Raw genomic sequence first — 18,299 nt, forward strand, 5'->3', positions numbered from 1 at the left:
GTCGGCTGAAACCAGGATACCCCGTTTCCGGGGTCACTGATCGATCGCTGGACTGGAGAAGAAGACCGTGAGCCTCGATACGCTGGAAGTGCTGATGGCCGCGTCGCTCGTTCTTCTCCTTGGACGACAGATTCTTGCCCGGGTCAGACTTCTGCGTACGTACAGCATCCCCGAACCGGTTGTCGGCGGCCTGCTTGTATCGCTGCTGGTGTTTGCGTTGAACCGCGCCCTGCAGATCGACGTCCGTTTCGATACCACGCTTCAAGTGCCGCTGATGCTGACGTTCTTCGCCACCATCGGCCTGAATGCAGACCTCGCGCGACTGAAAGCGGGCGGGCGCTCGCTGATGGCCTTTCTGGGTGTCGTGGTCGGCCTGCTCGTGATGCAGGATGCGCTCGGTATCGGACTCGCCTGGGCACTGGGCCAGGAGCGCTTGCTCGGCCTGCTTGGGGCGTCCATCACGCTATCGGGTGGCCACGGCACGGGTGCGGCGTGGGCCAAGGTGTTTGCCGAGCGCCACGGCCTCGCATCGGCGACCGAAATTGCGATTGCCTGTGCCACCTTCGGTCTGATACTCGGGGGATTGATCGGCGGGCCGGTCGCGCGCTTTCTGATCACCCGCTATCAGCTCGCCCCGAATCCGGAGACGGACGGTGCAACCTCGACCGGTTTCGAGGAGCCCAATACGGTACGGCCGATCACCGCGGAGGCCGTCATCGAAACCGTCGCGCTGATTGCGGTTTGTCTTGCCGTGGGTTCGGCGATCGCGTTATTGCTGAACGGTACGGCTTTCGAGTTGCCGGCGTTCGTGTGCGTCCTGTTCGTCGGTGTCGTACTGCGCAACGGGCTCGCGGTGCGCGGCTGGTATCGCGTGTTCGAGGACGCGGTGTCGGTACTCGGCAACGTTAGCCTCGGTCTCTTTCTTGCTATAGCGTTGATGAGCCTGCGGTTGGGGGATCTCGCATCGCTCGCTTTGCCGCTGTTCGTTATTCTGGTGGTGCAGGCGATCGCGATGGCGGCTTACGCCATTTTCGTCACGTTTCGGGTGATGGGGCGCAACTATGACGCGGCAGTGCTCGCAGCCGGTCACTGTGGATTCGGCCTCGGGGCAACACCGACCGCGATAGCCAACATGCAGGCGATCACAGGACAGTTCGGTCCTTCCCATCTGGCCTTTCTGGTCGTGCCTATGGTGGGGGCGTTTTTTATCGACATCGCGAATGCGATCGTCATCAAGTTGTTTTTGTTGCTGCCGCTCTATGGCTGACGGCGGACACCTGCAGGTGACAAACTCCGCGGGTCATTCGCGACTGCCGGCAACGGTGCCGCACAGAGGCTCGCCGAGTCCACTTCGCGCGGAACAGGCCAGACGGGAGATGCCGAATAATGACCAGGCACAACCCAGTGCTTCAGCGTAGCAGCAAAGCCCCCATAACACGCGGGCGCCGGCGGCTTCTGTTCATTGGCGCAATCTTGCTGCTGGCCGCGCTGGGTTGGGCGCTTGCGACGCTCATCAAGCCCGCCATCCAACGCACGATCGTCATTACAACCGGGGCGGACAACGGTATCTATCGCGGTTTTGCGGATCGCTACGCGCCCATCCTGAAACGCGACGGCATTACTCTGGTTATCCGCAGTTCTTCCGGTTCGGTCGAAAACTATGAACGGCTGAAGAATCCGGATAGCGAATACGAGGTGGGTTTTATTCAATCAGGCACCACCAGCCCGAAAGAAACCGATCATCTGCAGACCATCGCTGCCGTCTCATATGAACCGATCTGGGTGTTCTATCGTGGCGACATCACCGTCAACCGGCTCGTGCAACTGCGCGGCAAAAGGATCGCCATCGGCGTCTCCGGCAGCGGGCTGCTCAATGTCGCCCAGGTATTGCTCTCCTATAGCGGCGTCACTCGGGACAATACTTCGCTGATGCAAATGGATGCCGTCACGGCATATCAAGGCCTTGAAGACGGCAAGCTGGATGCTGCTTTTTTTATAGGCAGGCCCGACGCTCCGATGCAGCACACGCTACTCAACAGCAATCTGAAACTGATGGGTTTTGCCCAGGCCGACGCTCTGGTGCAAAAATTCCCGTCTCTCTCCAAGATCGTTTTTTCCCGCGCCTCGATCAGCATAGTGGATGACCTTCCGCAAGCTGACGTCACCCTGCTAGCCGCCACCGCTCTGCTCGTGTCGAAAGACACCATGCATCCCGCACTGGTCTACCTGCTGCTAGACGCGGCCAGAACCGTGCACGGCGCCGAAGATTACTTTACGCCGCACGGCGCGTTTCCCAACCTGAACACCGACGAATTTCCCATTTCGGACGAAAGCACGCGCTACTTCAAATCCGGTCGTCCGTTCCTGCAGCGCTACCTTCCGTTCTGGCTGGCCAGCTTTGTCGAAAGGCGTCTGCTGATCCTGGTACCGTTCATAGCCGTAATGCTCGGCTTGCTACAGGCGTTGCCGCGCATGGTGGAGGGGCGGATCAAGAGACGGCTCGCGGTTTGGTACCGCGAAATCAAATCGCTGGAAGATGAAATATGGAAAAACAGGCAACCGACCCGGGACCAGATTACGCAATGGCGCGATGAAATCGAGGACATCGATGCACACGCCAGTCAGATACGGATACCGCAGCGCTATTTTCAGGATGTGTACGCGCTCAAACAGGCGATCAGTGTCGTCAGGGATCGGATTTCCCGAATCGCAGGAAACATCAAGTAATGGCAAACTTGCCAATAGCAGGCACTCGGTGTCTACCCGGCAATGCCGCGGAGTCCTCTCGTACCTGGCCGAAGACAAACGGCGCGACGTGCCATTGGCAAGACCGTGTTGCACTCGCAGGCGCCGCGGCCTCTTCAGCGGTCGAACCAGCGGTACTGCAGCGTCAAGGCGACGGATGTGAAATTGCCCCCGGCGCGCGTGACAAGACCGTGCGAATACGCGAGCTTCGTCGACCAGCCTCGGGCGATCGGCAAGGAAAAGGTGACACCGTACCGCACGTTGGCCTGGCGATCCTCACCCGGCACATCGTTGACCGACGTTCTGCCTCCAGCGGCGTATCCGAGGTCGGCTGCGATCCAGAGTCCGGGTCGGAAGGTATAGCCGCTGTGCAATTGGAACGCCATCAAGGGGGCTTGAGAGCGCTGATTGCCGCCGAAGAAGTTATTGTTGCTCGTGAAGAACCACACCCCCGCGGATCCATCGACGAACCAGTCGCCCAGAGGCTGAGATACCCCGATTTCAGGTTTGAACGAGTACCGGTTCGCCCCGACATTCACGAGCCGGGAGCCGACGTATTGGCCGCTAGGCACGACTATCGTGAGGCTCGTGCCGACCGAAGTGGTCGACTGCGGCCTGATGAACGCCTCGACGGGCAAAGGCGGATTACCGAAAAGATTGAAGGCGAAGCGCAGCCGGATGTCGCCAAGGCCGGCGCGATGCACTTGCGTCGGTGCATCGATCACATTTCCACTGACATTGCCGCGCGCAAAGGGCGCCGCGATTCCGAACGATGCGGTGTGCCCCACGAGGCTAAAAGTCGAGACATAACCAAGCGAGTAGATGTTGAACCGAGCCTGCACGCCTGAGATCGGTAACGAAGAATCGGTCAGCACGTCGCCTGAAAGATAGGCCCAGTTTGCGATCAGGAAGTGGGTGCCGATGGGCGACGGAGAATAGGTGCGTGGTTCGAGTTCCTGAGCGCACGTGGTGGTGACTGAAAACAGAAGTCCGAGTGCGCTGTATTGGATTGGCGCCCAACGGCATGGACGACGTCTCATTGTCGACCCTAGGCTCGCGATCACGCGTGGAAATGAACGCGCGCCCGCACCTGAAGTATATGAGAGAGCATAGGCAACGAGCCTACCTGTCGCCCTCCGACGGAGAAATAGGACCTTGGTCCGATTGGCAGATATCGGAAGTCGCCACACCATGAAAATAAAAATCGGATAGTGCGGCTTGATGCAATCGCGCTCCCATGTGGCATTGCGGCAAAGGCTGCGGCGACTGCTCCGCCGTTGCGCCAAAACCAGTTTGCGTGCGCGAAAAAGCGCACCACCCGACTGTCGGGGAAGCATGTTGGCGGCGGCGCGAAAAGAGCCCGCGAACCGCGCGCTCGTTGCCACGGGGCTACGCTCGCCTCGTGCACCTTTCAGGAGTCGCCGAATGGACGCAAGAACGCAGTTGTCCCGCAGTCAGGACATTGCCGCGAAAATCTCCCGCGTGCTGCAAAGGCGTACCCAGGTCGCGCAGGAGAATTTGAGTGAACGACTAGGCGATGCGCTTGCCCGCGATCAGGATGACACTCGCTCGCAGGGTGCTATTCCGGCGTCATTTGATCCACTGCATACGTGGCAATACGTCACCGACGTCGCGCAGCGCTCGCTTCTCTTCTGGGACACGCTATACCAGCGCGGAACCGAGTTCGTCGAACGAAGTGCCGGTAGTCCGACGCTGGTGCTGCATTTCGAGTATGACATCGTGCTCGACGGTCGCAAGTTCAAGCGACCGGTCAACTATGCGTTGCTGCAACTTCGTCCGCCCGCAGGCGTGGATATCGACGTAAAGAAGCGTCCCTATTTGATCATTGATCCACGTGCCGGACACGGTCCCGGCATCGGCGGTTTCAAGGACGACTCGCAGGCTGGCGTCGCGCTTCGCGCGGGACACCCTGTTTTTTTCGTGGTGTTCTTTCGCGATCCCGAGCCCGGCCAGACGATGCTCGACGTTTGCAGCGCCGAGCAGCAGTTCGTAAGAAAGGTTCGCTCGCTGCATCCGGAGAGTCCAAAGCCGGCGGTCATCGGTAACTGCCAGGGAGGCTGGGCGGCAATGATGCTTGCGAGTTCCGATCCGGACGAGACCGGTCCCATCGTCATCAACGGTGCACCGATGTCGTACTGGAGCGGCGCCTGGAGCGAAGGCGAGGGCGACAATCCGATGCGCTACGCCGGCGGCCTTCTCGGGGGCTCGTGGCTCGCATCGTATGCGGCGGATCTGGGCAACGGCAAATTCGACGGGGCCCATCTGGTGCAGAACTTCGAGAATCTGAACCCAGCCAACACGTTCTGGGAAAAGTATTACCACCTGTTCGCGAATATCGATACCGAGCCGGCGCGTTTTCTGGAATTCGAGCGTTGGTGGGGAAGCTATTACCTGATGAATCGCGAGGAGATCGAGTGGATCACGCGCAATCTGTTCGTCGGCAACAAGCTCTGGTCGGGGGGAGTAAGCAGCGGTCACGGCGAGCCGTTCGATCTGCGCAAGATCCGTTCGCCGATCGTGCTGTTCGCTTCGATGGGCGATAACATCACGCCCCCTCAACAAGCGTTCAACTGGGTCGTGGACCTCTACAGAAGCACGGAAGAGATCAAGTCGCGAGGGCAGGTGATCGTTGGCCTGATGCATGAGGATATTGGCCATCTCGGCATCTTCGTCTCCGGAAGGGTCGCAAAGAAAGAGCATAAGCAGATCGTTTCCGTGCTGGAGACGATCGAAACGTTTCCGCCGGGCCTCTACGGCATGTCGATCAACGAAGTCAAAGGCGGGTCCGGGGAGACGGAATACGAAGTCGAATTCCGTGAATGCCGGCTCGAGGACATCTCCGCGCATTTCAACCGATTCGGGCGCGTGGACGAAAAGCCGTTCGAGGCGGTGGCCGCGCTGTCGGAGTTGAATCAGCGAGTCTACGAACTTGTCGGGCAACCCGTGGTGCAGGCGATGTCCAACGAGACGAGCGCCCGCATGTTGCGCGAGTTTCATCCACTGCGGCTTCAGCGCTGGGCGTTGTCTGGAATGAATCCCTGGCTCGGATGGTTGCATCCGGCCGCGCAGGCGGTCAGAGAGAGTCGCCAACCGGCCGCCGCGGACAACCCTTGGCGCAAGCTTGAAGAGACCGGATCGGAAATCATCGGCGCATCGCTCGACTACTACCGTGCGATGCGCGATGCGGCGACCGAGGCCGGATTCTTCGGCATCTACGCGAACATGTATGCAATGTTTCTTGCCGATCGTTCACCCGACGGCGCCAATGTGGAAACGCTCACAACCGGTCCTCGCGACACGCCGTTCGTGCAGGCAGCGTTGCAGTCGATCAACGAAGGCGGCTACACGGAGGCACTGGCGCGCGCGGCGTTCCTTCTCGCACGCAAGGGTGCGTCTTTGCCGCTCGCGCGACTGGAGATGCGCAAGGAACTGGCTGAAATCTATGCGGACTATCTGCCGGACATCAGTGCCGACCAATGGCGGCGCATACGAGGTGTCCAGGAGATCATCGCGCGTTACGAACCCGAAGCGGCCATTACGACACTGCCGACGTTGCTCACCCGCGTCGAGGACCGTGAGCGCTTCCTGGAACTGCTTGGGAAGCTCATGGCGGACGAACGCGTGTTGAATTCGGCGCCCGACGACGAACAACTGGCGGCGCTCGAACACATCCGCGCCGTGCTCGTATCGCGTGTCGCTCGCAAGCGTCAGGGGTCCGTGCCCGACCGGGTTCGCACATGACCCGTGTTGCAATGCAGAACCACGAGGGGAACGTCGATGGAACCCAGACATGCGAAGTATGAGCGCCTGATCGAGTACTGCAGGAACTTGCCGCCACTGCCGACCGCAGTGGTGCATCCGTGCGACCACAGCTCGCTCGCAGGCGCGGTGGAGGCGGCCGGAATGGGCTTGATAGCGCCGCTGCTGGTCGGACCGCGCGCGCGTATCGAGTCGCTTGCCGAGGAGCATGGCATCAAGATATCCGAATTTACAATCGTCGATGCGCCGCATAGCCATGCCGCGGCCGCCGCAGCGGTGCAACTCGTGCGGGAAGGCAAGGCAGAGGCATTGATGAAAGGCAGTCTGCACACAGACGAGTTGATGGCGGAGGTGATCCGGCGCGATGCCGGCATGCGCAGCGCGCGACGCATCAGTCACTGTTTCGTCATGGACGTACCGGAGTACGAACATGCGCTGATCATCACCGACGCCGCTATCAATATCGCGCCGACGCTGGAGGAGAAGGTCGATATTCTGCAGAACGCAATCGATCTTGGACACGCGTTGCTGTTTGACGAGGTGCGTGTAGCGATCCTGTCCGCAACCGAATCGGTCAATCCAAAAATCCCGTCGACGATCGAAGCGGCGGCGCTTTGCAAAATGGTGGACCGGCGCCAGATTACCGGCGCGCTGGTCGACGGCCCGCTCGCGCTCGATAACGCGATCAATGTCGAAGCCATGCGAATCAAGCAGATCGATTCGCCGGTCGCCGGCCGGGCCAACGTGCTAATGGTGCCGGACCTCGAGTCCGGCAATATGCTCGCGAAAAGCCTGTCCTTTCTTGCTGGAGCAGATGCGGCGGGCATCGTTCTCGGTGCGCGCGTACCGATCATTCTGACCAGCCGCGCCGACTCCGTCACCACGCGTCTCGCGTCGTGTGCGGTTGCCGCGCTGGTGGCGAAAGCGCGGCGCGAGGCCGGCAAGGTAATCGGGTGACGATATGGCCGATGTGATCCTGGTCTTGAATGCGGGCTCGTCCAGCCTGAAGTTCAGTGCATTCGACGCGCAAACGCCTCGCCTCGACCTGGTCCTGCACGGTCAGGTCGAAGCGCTGTACACGAACCCTCGCTTTCGCTCGACGGGGCGGGATGGCGACGTGGATACCGAGGAATGGGGCACCGACTACCAACTGGGTCATCTTGGCGCAATCGAGTACCTCGCAGGTTTTCTGCGCAGCCATGGCGAGGGGCATCGCCTGATTGCGGTCGGTCATCGGGTCGTGCACGGCGGCCAGCGGTTCTCCAGGGCGGTCATGGCGACGCCCGACGTGATCGACGAACTGGAATGCCTCAGCCCGCTTGCACCGCTGCATCAGACGCATAACCTCAAACCGATTCGGATCATCGCGCAATTGCGCCCCGAGATTCCGCAAGTTGCCTGCTTCGACACCATGTTTCACAACACGCAGACGGAAACCTCGAAGGCATACGCACTGCCTGCGTCGATTGCGGAGCGGGGCGTGCGCCGGTACGGTTTTCACGGGCTATCGTACGAATACATCGCCAGCGTGCTGCCGGAGGTCGCGCCGGCCGCTGCGGGCGGGCGTATCGTCGTGGCGCATCTCGGCAACGGTGCCAGCATGTGCGCAATGGTCGCGGGAAAGAGCGTTGCCAGCACGATGGGATTCACGGCCGTGGATGGGCTGCCCATGGGCACGCGTTGCGGAAGCCTCGACCCTGGCGTCATCCTGTATCTGCTCGACGAACTGAAGATGGATTCGCAGGAAATCGCAGACCTGATATACAAGCGCTCAGGTCTGCTCGGCATGTCGGGGGTGTCGAGCGACATGCGCACGTTGTTGGCGAGCACCGATCCGCATGCGCGCTTTGCGCTCGACGTCTACACGTACCGGATTGGGCGCGAACTCGGCAGTCTTGCCGCAGCTATGCAGGGTATCGACGGCCTTGTGTTCACGGCCGGCGTCGGCGAGCACGCGGCGGCGATTCGCGAACGGGTGGTGCGTGACGCGGCCTGGCTAGGAGCCGAACTGGACGACGCGGCCAATCAGGCCGGCGGCCCGTTGATCAGCCGTCCTTCGAGCAAGGTATCGGTGTGGGTCATTCCAACCAACGAGGAACTCATGATCGCCCGGCATACGCAGTCTGTTACCGGTGCTTCGGCGTTGTAAAGCTAACCGGCGGACCACGGGAACCCGCGCAAGCATCGCGAACATTGTCCATCGCAGGCTTTCTATGAAGGAGTTCCACCATGCCGATCGAACAACCGCGGTTGATCCTGAAGGAGGCGAGAGCGCTGGTCACTGGCGTCGCCAACGAGCATTCGATTGCGTACGGTTGTGCAAAGGCATTTCATGAGCTCGGGGCCAGTCTTGCGCTCACCTACGCGAACGATAAGGCCAGGCCTTACGTGGAACCGCTTGCACAGGCGCTCAACGCAGAGATTTTCATGCCGCTCGACGTGACGCATGACGGCGAACTGGAGGCCGTCTTCGAGCAGGTCGACAAGGTGTGGGGGAATCTGGATATCCTCGTTCACGCCGTTGCATGGGCGCCGCAAAAGGACTTGCATGGCGGACTGCTGCAGTCCTCGCGCGATGGTTTCCTGAGCGCAATGGACATTTCCTGCCATTCGTTCGTACGCATGGCGCGCCTTGCAGCGCCGTTAATGAAAGACGGCGGAACCATGCTGACCATGAGCTACTACGGCGCGAACAAAGTCGTGCCGAACTACAGCGTGATGGGGCCGGTCAAGGCGGCCCTCGAAGCCTGTACGCGATATCTGGCATTTGAGCTGGGGCCAAAGGGCATACGGGTGCATACCATTTCTCCCGGTCCGCTCAAGACACGCGCAGCTTCGGGCCTGAAGGATTTCGAGTTGCTGCTCAACGAGGCCGTACATCGTGCGCCGCTGGGCGAAGTGGTCGACATCATGGACGTGGGCTACACCTGCGCGTTTCTGGCCACGCCGTATGCGCGACGGCTCTCCGGCTCCACGTTGTATATCGACGGCGGACTGAACATCATGGCCTAGGGCAACTGGCAAGGAGCGACCATCATGGCTGAACTGCTGCTTGGAAATGTGGAAGAAACCGTCTCTGATGAGGAAATCAGCGAGTTCTTGATAAGGTACGGATTTCCTCAGTGCAGTGAGATCCGCCGTATAGCCGGTGCGGGCTCGCGGCCGGCGGCGTTGGTGATCTTCAACGATGTGACTGCCGACGGCCTGCGAAAACTGCAGACGCGTGTCCACAACATGTACTGGAAGAACCGCACGATCACCGCGCTGCTTCTTCCTGAGCGTGACGAATCATAGATATCGGCTGGAGCGGAACATGGGTCTGCTGTCGTGGTTGTTGACCGGAAAACGCACACCTGAAGAAGGCGATGTCCAGCAGACGAAGGAAATCGTTGATCGGATCGTCAAGCTCAGTCCGCAATTGCGTCTCGCGCGTGACTACGAGGCACGTATGGCGCCCGCAGTGCGCAAAGCGATCGATTATCTGACGCGCCTCGCGGAAGAGGTGCCCCCCGCGTGTGAAGCAAGCGCGGCTGCCTGGACAACGGATCCGTACATTCACGCTTTTTTTGCCGCGCCTGATGATGTTTGCGCGGTCTTTAGCCACTCGGAGGCAGTGCGCGCCTACTTCCGCGATCACCCTGAGGCGGAGGAAGCCTTCGCCGTGCTCGGAATGGCCATCATGGAAAAGAGCATTCTCGGCGTGGCGCAACATGGGGCAACGATCCGGACCGACGTCGTGCAGACGACGGTCAGCTTTAGCGATCATCAGGTGCGCGTTTGCGGTGTGTCGGAAGCAGCGCTTCGGCGGGAAATCGTGCTGCGGGTCGTCGACCAGCTTGCGCTCGAGGGAATCAGCAAAATCGAGGCGGACGAGTCACGGCGTGGTTCGCTCGAACAGGAGCGGGCGCTGCTCAGGACACGTCTTGCACTGCTCGAACGGCAGGGGGCCGGGGTGCGCTCGCTGCTGGGCAGCGAAGCGTCGTGCAACCCAGCGGAAGCCATGCGCCTGCAGGCGCGCATCGAAGAGAACAATCAGGCTCTGGCGAGTCTGGGCCTGAAGACCGAAGCGCTGGAGCGAGAACTGGATGTGATTTGCGGCGTGCTGTCGTCACCGGACTCGCATTTCTACATCTTGAAGAAGACATTCCGGCTGGACCGGTTGAACGTCATCGTGGAGGAAGTGGGCATCCGCCCGGCAGAAGAAATAGAGTTTCGGATAGCCCGTTTGCCTGCGAGTCCGGAGACGATGCGCGCCTACGCGATGGTGCGCTTTCAGCGTAGCAACCTTCTGCCGGTCCGCAGCATGTTGACGGAAGCCGGGCGGTTGCTGATTTGACGGAAGGCCTCTCATGCCCCGTGCCGGGTAGCTGGCACAGAGGGTGGCTCCGTCTGTGCGAACCCCGTGTTGGTGAGAGCCACGAGCGTCGCCACGATGGTGAGCTTGCTGTCTCTCATGCTGCTGTCCTTTGACGCATACGCGCATCGTGTTTTGCGGCCTGATTGGCCGCCTTTTCCTTCATGACGGACGCGCGTCGCGTTGCCCTTACGATGCCGCTCACTTGATCGTGTAGCCACGACCTTCCATGCAAGCAGCGTAGGCACGGTTGAAGGTGTCCATGGCGCCTTGCGACTGCGACTGCGCCGATGTCGACGCAGCGCGCCGGTTTTGCCGGGCGCGTGAGCCGCCGACCATCGTTCCGGCCGTGGCGCCGACCGCCGCGCCTTTTCCTGCGTCACCGGCTATGGCTCCGATCACCGCTCCGCCTGCCGCGCCACGCGCCGCGCCTTGAACGCGTTCGCCTCCGCCCACTGCCGGTCCAGAAGGCGGCGGCGGGGCGTTGGCCACGGCAGTTGGATCGACTCCGGTGTTAGTCTTGGCCCACGAATAACATGCTCCGTCGTCCTGCTGCTGTTTTTGCTGGCTTTGACCCTTGGCGGGATAAGCGATTGGCTTTCCCTGCGCGGCGACGTCAACTGATATCAATGCGGCTAAAGTGGCAAAAACGCAGTACTTCGTTAACGTATTCACGGCAGCTCCTTGCTTGAGCCCACGCTAATGCAGGTCACCGGTCACCGGTCACCGGTCACCTGAATGCGAGCCCGTAACCGACACCGTCATGGCAATTCTGCCGGGATCTCGCGCTGGGCGATGTGTGTGCAACAACGGCAGGTTGGCTTTTATCATTGCGTTCCCGTCATACCGCGCGCAATCGGACTAAGGTCGTATTTTTGCCGTTCGGCGCCTCGTCAGTCTCTGAGATCGATGATCTAAGACCAAGGTCCGATTGGTATCGCACTGGCTCACCTATAAGCTGCAATGGCGGCTGGCGATCCGCCGCGCTGGGCCTCGATCGCCGCACTAACGGCCGTGCTGATAGCTGGCATGTGCCTCATTGCGTGGTTGCTGCGTCTCAGTTCATTGGTCAATTTCACCGGCGAGACACGTGCGCGAGATAGTCTGGCTGAAGATCCGCTCCACCGCTGAGCCGGTCAGACTCCTGATCTTTACCTGTCCGCGTCGCCCGTTGTCGATCTGGCGGGCGCGCGAATGCTCAAGACGTTGCATGAAGCACTTCAGACAGCCGCGATAGAGATGAAAGTGGTCGCCGCGCACGGAGACGTGCGAGATATGCTTCGCGCCGAGGGTCTCGAAGATCGCCTCGGTCTCATCGATCGGTGCAACTAGGTCGCGGACTTCGTCGACGAATTCCATTCACGAAAAGTATGACCGACGGAACCGATGCAGCCGCTCACATCAACGGATAGAGCAGGCAGCGGTTGGATGAGGCCGCGAGGCCGTGTCTCTCAGCGCATCTGCATGACGCTATCGCTGTTTTTGTCGTGCCAGCGCCGAGGGCAATGCTATTGCTTTCCGGATCCGCTATTGAGGGAGATACACCGATGCCCGCCCAATCTCGCGTTGCGATACACGTTCTACCGCACTGGTTGATAGGTGCGGCTCTGCTGGCCGGAGCGACTGTCGGCTACGCTGGAAACCTGAACTTCCTGAAAGATACGCCGATCAGTTACATGAGGGAAGCTGACCGGAAAGCACTTAACGACGCCGCGCAGACCGCGCTTGAGACAAAGAAGGATGGTGAAACGTTGGAATGGAACAACGCGGGCACCGGCAACCCCGTATCCATCAAGGGCACGGTGACTCCGCACGATACCTCGCACAAGGGCGATCGAACCTGTCGGACGACGACGCTCGTGGCTATCGCAAAGGGCCAGACGCAAAGCTGGATGCCCACCGTTTGTAAGCACGGCAACGGCCTCTGGAAGATACTGAGGCAATGAGCTGGCGGAGGCGTCCCCCGCGGCGGGGGAATTCAATGAACCGGGTGCGACTGCCAAGTCACGAACTCGCTATCGAAGTCGGCAACTGGTATGTCGAACGAGCAAGAACCTGAGGTGAAGGCGAGTCGCACCCGATGCTTCATTTCGTTCTGGTAAATCCACTTGCAGAGGGTCTCGCCTGAACAGCCGGACCAGGCTGCAATCAATGCGCTCGCCTTCCATTGCGATGATGCCCAGCCCGCTATGCGTGAATCATTCGGAGCGCCGTTGCCGTGCTTCGGGCGAATATCCGGTGACTTCTTTCTGTCATTTTCCATCACTCCATTCTCTTAAAGATCTGGAGTATTCGGAAAATCCAGGCAGGGGTATGTCTGTGAGACCAAGGTCGTATTGTTTCGTACCGCGAGAGGAATCATTGTAGTACAGGAGATACCGATTTGAGAGACGGGAATATTTCTCAATCAAGACTGGCGACCACAATTCGTTTATCAATGCACCCGCTCGCACATCGGTGTCAATGGGTGAACTGCAGACGAGGGCTACCATGGCATGGCTAGCTGGAACGTTACAGCGCTATCCCGAGATCGCGATATTCCTGTCACTCGGAATTGGGTATTGGGTCGGCGGAAAGAGCTTCAAGGGCTTCAGTCTGGGTGCCGTCACGGCGACGCTATTGGCTGCCATCGCAATCGGGCAGCTTCACATCACCGTATCGCCCAACGTCAAGTCGGTGTTCTTCCTGATGTTCCTGTTCGCCGTGGGCTATGGGGTGGGGCCGCAGTTTGTGCGCGGCATTGCCAAAGACGGCTTGCCGCAGGCACTGTTTGCTGTGGTGCAATGTCTGCTGTGTCTAGGCGCGGCGGTTATCGCGGCCAGACTGGCCGGCTACGACATCGGATCGGCGGCCGGACTCTTCGCCGGCTCGCAGACCATCTCCGCGTCGATGGGGCTTGCGACGGATGCCATCAATCGGCTTGCGTTACCACCCGATCAGGCGAAAGCACTGCTGGACGCGATGCCGACCGCCTACGCCATTTCTTACATTTTTGGCACGATCGGCTCCGCGGTGATCCTCGCGACTCTCGGGCCGAAGCTGTTGCGCATTGACCTGGTTGCGGCATGCAAGGAGTACGAGGCCAGTCTGGGCGGTACGAAAGAAATGGGTGGTGCAGACCAGGCCTGGCACCGGTACGAACTGCGTGCCTATCGGGTCTTGCCGGGAAGCCCGGCTTGCGGCAAGACCGTCAGTGAGCTCGAAGCGCTCCAGCCGAAAGGGATGCGCCTGTATATCGAACGGATCAGGCGTGGGGGCACCGTCTCCGAAGCCACGCTCGATCAGGTGCTGCAGGCCGACGATGTGGTGGCGATAGCCGGTCCTCGGGACCAGCTCGTCGCGGTGTTCGGGGCAAGCGGCACGAGTGACGAGACAGGCGGTGAGCTGGTCGCCGTTCGCAAGGCGAGGGCCACGGAAGTAGACGACCCCGAGCTTCTGGCAGTCCCCGCGGAGGGCGTGGACGTTTATGTCACGAGCAAGGAAGTGGACGGCAAGACGTTGCAGGAACTTGCAAACTCGCCGCTTGCGCGCGGCATTTATCTGAGGAAGATCAAACGGGGCCCCACGGAAACTCAAATACCTATTCTACCGAGTACGGAGTTGCATCGCGGCGACACGATAACGATCGTCGGACGCACGCAGGATACGACCGCCGCGGCGAAAGTACTCGGCGTACTCGACCGGGCCACCAACCTGACAGACGTTGCGTTTGTCAGCCTGGCGATTACCGTCGGCGCGATGGTGGGTGCGATCGTCATCGATGTCGCGGGCATTCCAATCACGCTGTCGACCGCGGGCGGCGCACTGATTGCCGGTCTGATATTCGGCTGGCTGCGGGCAATCCATCCGACCTTCGGCCGCATCCCGGAACCCACGGTATGGTTCATGAATTCGGTCGGCCTCAACGTGTTCATTGCCGTGATCGGCCTCACAGCGGGACCGGGATTCGTCTCCGGATTGCAGCACCTCGGCATCGGTCTGTTCTTGTGGGGCATCTTCGCTACCACTGTTCCTCTGATCCTCGGCATGTTCATCGCTCGCTACGTGTTCCATTTTCATCCGGCCATCCTGCTCGGTGTGTGTGCCGGAGCGAGAACAACGACCGCGGCATTGGGGATGATCTGTGACTCGGCAAAAAGCCAGATCCCGGGACTCGGATATACCGTGACTTACGCGGTGGGCAATACGCTTCTGACCATCTGGGGCATGGTGATCGTGATGATCCTGTCCTAGCCCGGTGCGTCGTGACTGGCGACGCCTATCCCGGAAACTTCATCGTGGAGACAGCAAATGGCAAAGCGGGACAAAGCTGAATCGGATGAGGCCGCGAAGCTGGCGGCGCTCAGTCCGTTCGAATTGAAAGATGAGTTGATCAAGGCAGCGGGTGGCGGCGCAGTGGAGCGAGCCGCGAACCTTGCGATGCTCAATGCCGGTCGCGGTAATCCTAATTTTCTCGCGACGATTCCACGTCATGGCTTCTGGCAACTCGGTCTGTTTGCGATGCGTGAAGCGGAGCGTTCGTTCGCGTACATGCCGGAAGGCATCGGCGGTTTTCCGAAGCGCGACGGACTCGTCGAGCGCTTCGAACTGTTCCTGCGCGGGAACAAGGGCGTGCCGGGCATCGACTTCCTGGCTAGCGCCGTATCCTATGTGCGCGATCAGCTCGGACTGTCGGCCGGCGACTTCCTGTATGAGATGTGCGAGGGCATTCTGGCGTCGAACTATCCTGTGCCCGACCGGATGCTGAAGCTGTCGGAGCAAATCGTCGGCCAGTATCTGCGTCGTGAGATGATCGGTGACCATCCGTTCATCGGCGAGTTCGACATTTTTGCGGTCGAAGGTGGCACCGCGGCGATGACCTATATATTCAACACGATGCGCGAGAACCGGTTGATCAAGCCGGGCGATACGATCGCGCTTGGCATGCCCATCTTTACGCCCTACATCGAAATTCCGACCCTGAACGACTATCAGCTAACCGTCGTCAATGTGAATGCCGATGTGGAGAAGAACTGGCAGTACTCGAAGAAAGAACTCGACAAGCTTCGCGATCCAAAGGTGAAGGCGTTCTTCCTCGTCAATCCGAGCAATCCGCCGTCCGTGCGAATCAACGACGAGAGTCTCGAATACATTGCCGAAATCGTGAAGGAGCGGCCTGATCTGATTCTGCTGACCGACGACGTGTACGGCACGTTCGCCGACGGTTTTGTGTCGCTGTTCGCGCTCGCGCCGAGAAACACCATCCTTGTGTACTCGTACTCGAAGTACTTCGGCGCAACCGGCTGGCGTCTGGGCACGATCGTCACGCACCGCGACAACATTCTCGACAAGTTGATCGCCGACCTGCCTAAAGACGCAAGGAAGGAACTGCACAAGCGTTATGAATCGATCACGACCGAGCCAGACAAGCTCAAGTTCATCGACCGCCTGGTCGCCGATAGCCGAACGGTCGCACTGAACCACACGGCGGGCCTATCGACGCCGCAGCAGGTGCAGATGGTGCTGTTCTCGCTGTTCTCGCTGATGGACACGCCTGACGCATACAAGAATGCGCTGAAACGGCTGATCCGCAGCCGGAAACGGGCGCTGTATGAAGAAATCGGTATTTCGTTCGACGACAACGACAAGAACCAGGTCGACTACTACACAATCCTCGACATGGAGTTTCTTGGCGAGCGCGCGTACGGACGCGATTTTGTCGAGTGGCTCATGAAGAATACGGAACCAACCGAATTGCTCTTCAGGCTGGCGCGCGAAGCGCGCGTGGTCCTGCTTCCGGGGCGCGGATTCGGTACGGCTCATCCGTCCGGTCGAGTGTCGCTCGCGAACCTGAACGAGTCCGACTATCGAAAGATAGGACGCGCCATTCGCGCGCTGCTTGCCGACTATGTCGAACGCTACAACGCCTCGACCGGCAATACGCTCGACAAAAATAGGGTTCTGTAGACATCGACCTTGGACACTCCGTAGAGCCTGCCGGCCACCGCGGCTTGCGCATGGAACCTCTTTTCAGTGAGGATTGCCAGATGAGCACGTCAATCGAAAAGATCACGCCTTATGACGAATTCAACTTCCCCATTCCGGAGAATGAATTCCCCAAAGACGGGATGTCCGCCCGCGCAGCGGCCGGAATCGTCATCAGCTCCGAGTGGACCGATGCGAACCCGATGCTGAACATGTCGTCGTTCGTTACCACGTGGGCCGAACCGGAGGCCGCGGAAACGGCGAAACGCAACATCTTCAAGAATTACATCGACCACGACATGTATCCGCAAGTGTTCGCGATGGAAACTCGCATGGTCAAGTGGTTGCATCAGCTATGGAACGGCCCCAAAGGAGTGGAGCCATACGGCACGGCGACGGTAGGCTCGTCCGAGGCCTGCATGCTGGCCGGTCTCGCACACAAGTGGAACTGGCGGAAGAAAAGGGAAGGCGAGGGCAAGGATGTGACTCGCCCCAACATGGTGACCGGCGGAAACGTGCAAATCGTGTGGAAAAAGTTTCTTCGCTACTTCGATGTCGAACCGCGCATCGTGCCGTTGAGTCCAGGCAACTACCGGTTGACGGCGGAGAGTCTCGACAAGTACGTCGACGAAAACACCATCGCTGTCGTCGCCATCGCGGGACAGACATTCACTGGCGAGGACGACGATATCCAGGGCATTCATGACTGGCTCGACGACTACGAGAAACGGACTGGCATTTCGATTCCGATGCACATCGACGGAGCATCGGGCGGATTCGTCAATCCATTCCTCTATCCCGACTACAAATGGGACTTCCGGCTGCCGCGCGTGCAGTCTATCAATGCGTCGGGGCATAAATATGGCCTGGTTCCTCCCGGCCTCGGTTGGGTCGTCTTTCGCGAACGAAAGGTGTTCAACGAAGAACTTGTTTTCTATGTCAACTATCTGGGCGGCGAAATGCCGACCGCGACATTGAACTTCAGTCGCAACGCCTTTCAGGTGGCCGTGCAGTACTACATGTTCATCCGCCACGGCTTCGAAGGCTACAGAAGAATCATGCAGCATACGTTGGACAATGCGATCGCGTTGCGGCGAATTCTTGTCGATAGCGGGTACTTCAACGTCATGAACGAGGCGCAGCGGATTCCTGTGGTTGCGGTGACACTCGCTAGCAAGATCAAGAATTTCAATGAATTCGACGTGTCGAACAAGGTGCGTGAGAAAGGCTGGGTACTCGCTGCCTACACCATGCCGCCCAATGCCGAGACGGTCACGAGCCTGCGGGTCGTGGTGAGGCCGCACATCAATCGCAATGTGGCGGAACTACTCGCAGGCGACATCGTCAGTGCCTGCAAATACCTCGAGAAAAATGGCGGAAACTCTCCACCGCCGACGCTGCACGCACATCCCTCGGGAACGGCGGCGCCGACCAAATGCTGAGGATGGCAAACGAT

General features: G+C 59.8%; 16 protein-coding genes. 12 read left to right on the forward strand and 4 right to left on the reverse strand.

Features of this window, described 5'->3' with window-relative positions; translation table 11 throughout:
• Window positions 1-67 precede the first annotated feature (67 nt).
• On the forward strand, window positions 68-1,267 hold the full coding sequence (gltS, locus tag P0D80_RS30975; RefSeq protein WP_408289583.1) for a sodium/glutamate symporter: 1,200 nt from the start codon (window positions 68-70) through the stop codon (window positions 1,265-1,267).
• A gap of 164 nt (window positions 1,268-1,431) precedes the next feature.
• Window positions 1,432-2,727 (forward strand): TAXI family TRAP transporter solute-binding subunit, encoded by a 1,296-nt coding sequence (locus P0D80_RS30980; protein WP_408289657.1) that lies wholly within the window; start codon window positions 1,432-1,434, stop codon window positions 2,725-2,727.
• A gap of 134 nt (window positions 2,728-2,861) precedes the next feature.
• Here the strand turns inward: P0D80_RS30980 and P0D80_RS30985 are convergent, their stop codons facing one another.
• A complete protein-coding gene (locus P0D80_RS30985) occupies window positions 2,862-3,620 on the reverse strand; it encodes a transporter (RefSeq protein WP_408289586.1) in 759 nt (252 codons plus the stop codon).
• A gap of 550 nt (window positions 3,621-4,170) precedes the next feature.
• Between P0D80_RS30985 and P0D80_RS30990 the strand changes: the two genes are divergently transcribed.
• From P0D80_RS30990 to P0D80_RS31015, 6 genes are all read left to right on the forward strand, one after another.
• Window positions 4,171-6,507, forward strand: a complete 2,337-nt coding sequence (locus tag P0D80_RS30990) for a DUF3141 domain-containing protein (protein WP_408289589.1) — start codon at window positions 4,171-4,173, stop codon at window positions 6,505-6,507.
• 36 nt (window positions 6,508-6,543) lie between these two features.
• Entirely contained in the window at window positions 6,544-7,482 is a 939-nt protein-coding gene (locus tag P0D80_RS30995) for a phosphate acetyltransferase (protein ID WP_408182161.1), read from the forward strand.
• A 4-nt stretch (window positions 7,483-7,486) separates the two neighbouring features.
• Window positions 7,487-8,674 carry an acetate/propionate family kinase gene (locus tag P0D80_RS31000; RefSeq protein ID WP_408289592.1) on the forward strand — a complete coding sequence of 396 codons (1,188 nt, stop codon included), beginning with the start codon at window positions 7,487-7,489 and terminating at the stop codon, window positions 8,672-8,674.
• An 80-nt stretch (window positions 8,675-8,754) separates the two neighbouring features.
• Complete coding sequence (gene fabI / locus P0D80_RS31005) at window positions 8,755-9,537, forward strand: enoyl-ACP reductase FabI (RefSeq protein WP_408289595.1); 783 nt, start codon at window positions 8,755-8,757, stop codon at window positions 9,535-9,537.
• A gap of 24 nt (window positions 9,538-9,561) precedes the next feature.
• Window positions 9,562-9,819: an RNA-binding protein gene (locus P0D80_RS31010; protein WP_132383151.1), complete on the forward strand. Its 258-nt coding sequence runs from the start codon at window positions 9,562-9,564 to the stop codon at window positions 9,817-9,819.
• A gap of 166 nt (window positions 9,820-9,985) precedes the next feature.
• Window positions 9,986-10,861 (forward strand): hypothetical protein, encoded by an 876-nt coding sequence (locus P0D80_RS31015; protein WP_408289598.1) that lies wholly within the window; start codon window positions 9,986-9,988, stop codon window positions 10,859-10,861.
• Between the two features lie 219 nt (window positions 10,862-11,080).
• Here the strand turns inward: P0D80_RS31015 and P0D80_RS31020 are convergent, their stop codons facing one another.
• A complete protein-coding gene (locus P0D80_RS31020) occupies window positions 11,081-11,554 on the reverse strand; it encodes a glycine zipper family protein (RefSeq protein ID WP_408182169.1) in 474 nt (157 codons plus the stop codon).
• A gap of 387 nt (window positions 11,555-11,941) precedes the next feature.
• Window positions 11,942-12,238 carry a hypothetical protein gene (locus P0D80_RS51920; RefSeq protein ID WP_459252579.1) on the reverse strand — a complete coding sequence of 99 codons (297 nt, stop codon included), beginning with the start codon at window positions 12,236-12,238 and terminating at the stop codon, window positions 11,942-11,944.
• Between the two features lie 188 nt (window positions 12,239-12,426).
• Here P0D80_RS51920 and P0D80_RS31030 point away from each other — a divergent pair, with 188 nt between their 5' ends.
• Complete coding sequence (locus P0D80_RS31030) at window positions 12,427-12,825, forward strand: RT0821/Lpp0805 family surface protein (RefSeq protein WP_132383157.1); 399 nt, start codon at window positions 12,427-12,429, stop codon at window positions 12,823-12,825.
• Window positions 12,826-12,857: 32 nt separating this feature from the next.
• Here the strand turns inward: P0D80_RS31030 and P0D80_RS31035 are convergent, their stop codons facing one another.
• Complete coding sequence (locus P0D80_RS31035) at window positions 12,858-13,142, reverse strand: hypothetical protein (RefSeq protein WP_408182175.1); 285 nt, start codon at window positions 13,140-13,142, stop codon at window positions 12,858-12,860.
• A 227-nt stretch (window positions 13,143-13,369) separates the two neighbouring features.
• Here P0D80_RS31035 and aspT point away from each other — a divergent pair, with 227 nt between their 5' ends.
• The 3 genes from aspT (at window position 13,370) to gad (ending at window position 18,285) form a co-directional block, all read left to right on the forward strand.
• Complete coding sequence (aspT, locus tag P0D80_RS31040) at window positions 13,370-15,112, forward strand: aspartate-alanine antiporter (RefSeq protein ID WP_408182177.1); 1,743 nt, start codon at window positions 13,370-13,372, stop codon at window positions 15,110-15,112.
• A 57-nt stretch (window positions 15,113-15,169) separates the two neighbouring features.
• Window positions 15,170-16,825, forward strand: coding sequence for a bifunctional aspartate transaminase/aspartate 4-decarboxylase (locus P0D80_RS31045; protein ID WP_408182179.1), 1,656 nt, complete (start codon window positions 15,170-15,172; stop codon window positions 16,823-16,825).
• An 80-nt stretch (window positions 16,826-16,905) separates the two neighbouring features.
• Window positions 16,906-18,285 (forward strand): glutamate decarboxylase, encoded by a 1,380-nt coding sequence (gene gad, locus P0D80_RS31050; RefSeq protein WP_408289608.1) that lies wholly within the window; start codon window positions 16,906-16,908, stop codon window positions 18,283-18,285.
• The last annotated feature ends 14 nt before the right edge of the window (window positions 18,286-18,299 follow it).

The sequence above is a fragment of the Paraburkholderia sp. RL17-373-BIF-A genome (assembly GCF_046030175.1).
Taxonomy (GTDB): Bacteria; Pseudomonadota; Gammaproteobacteria; order Burkholderiales; family Burkholderiaceae; genus Paraburkholderia.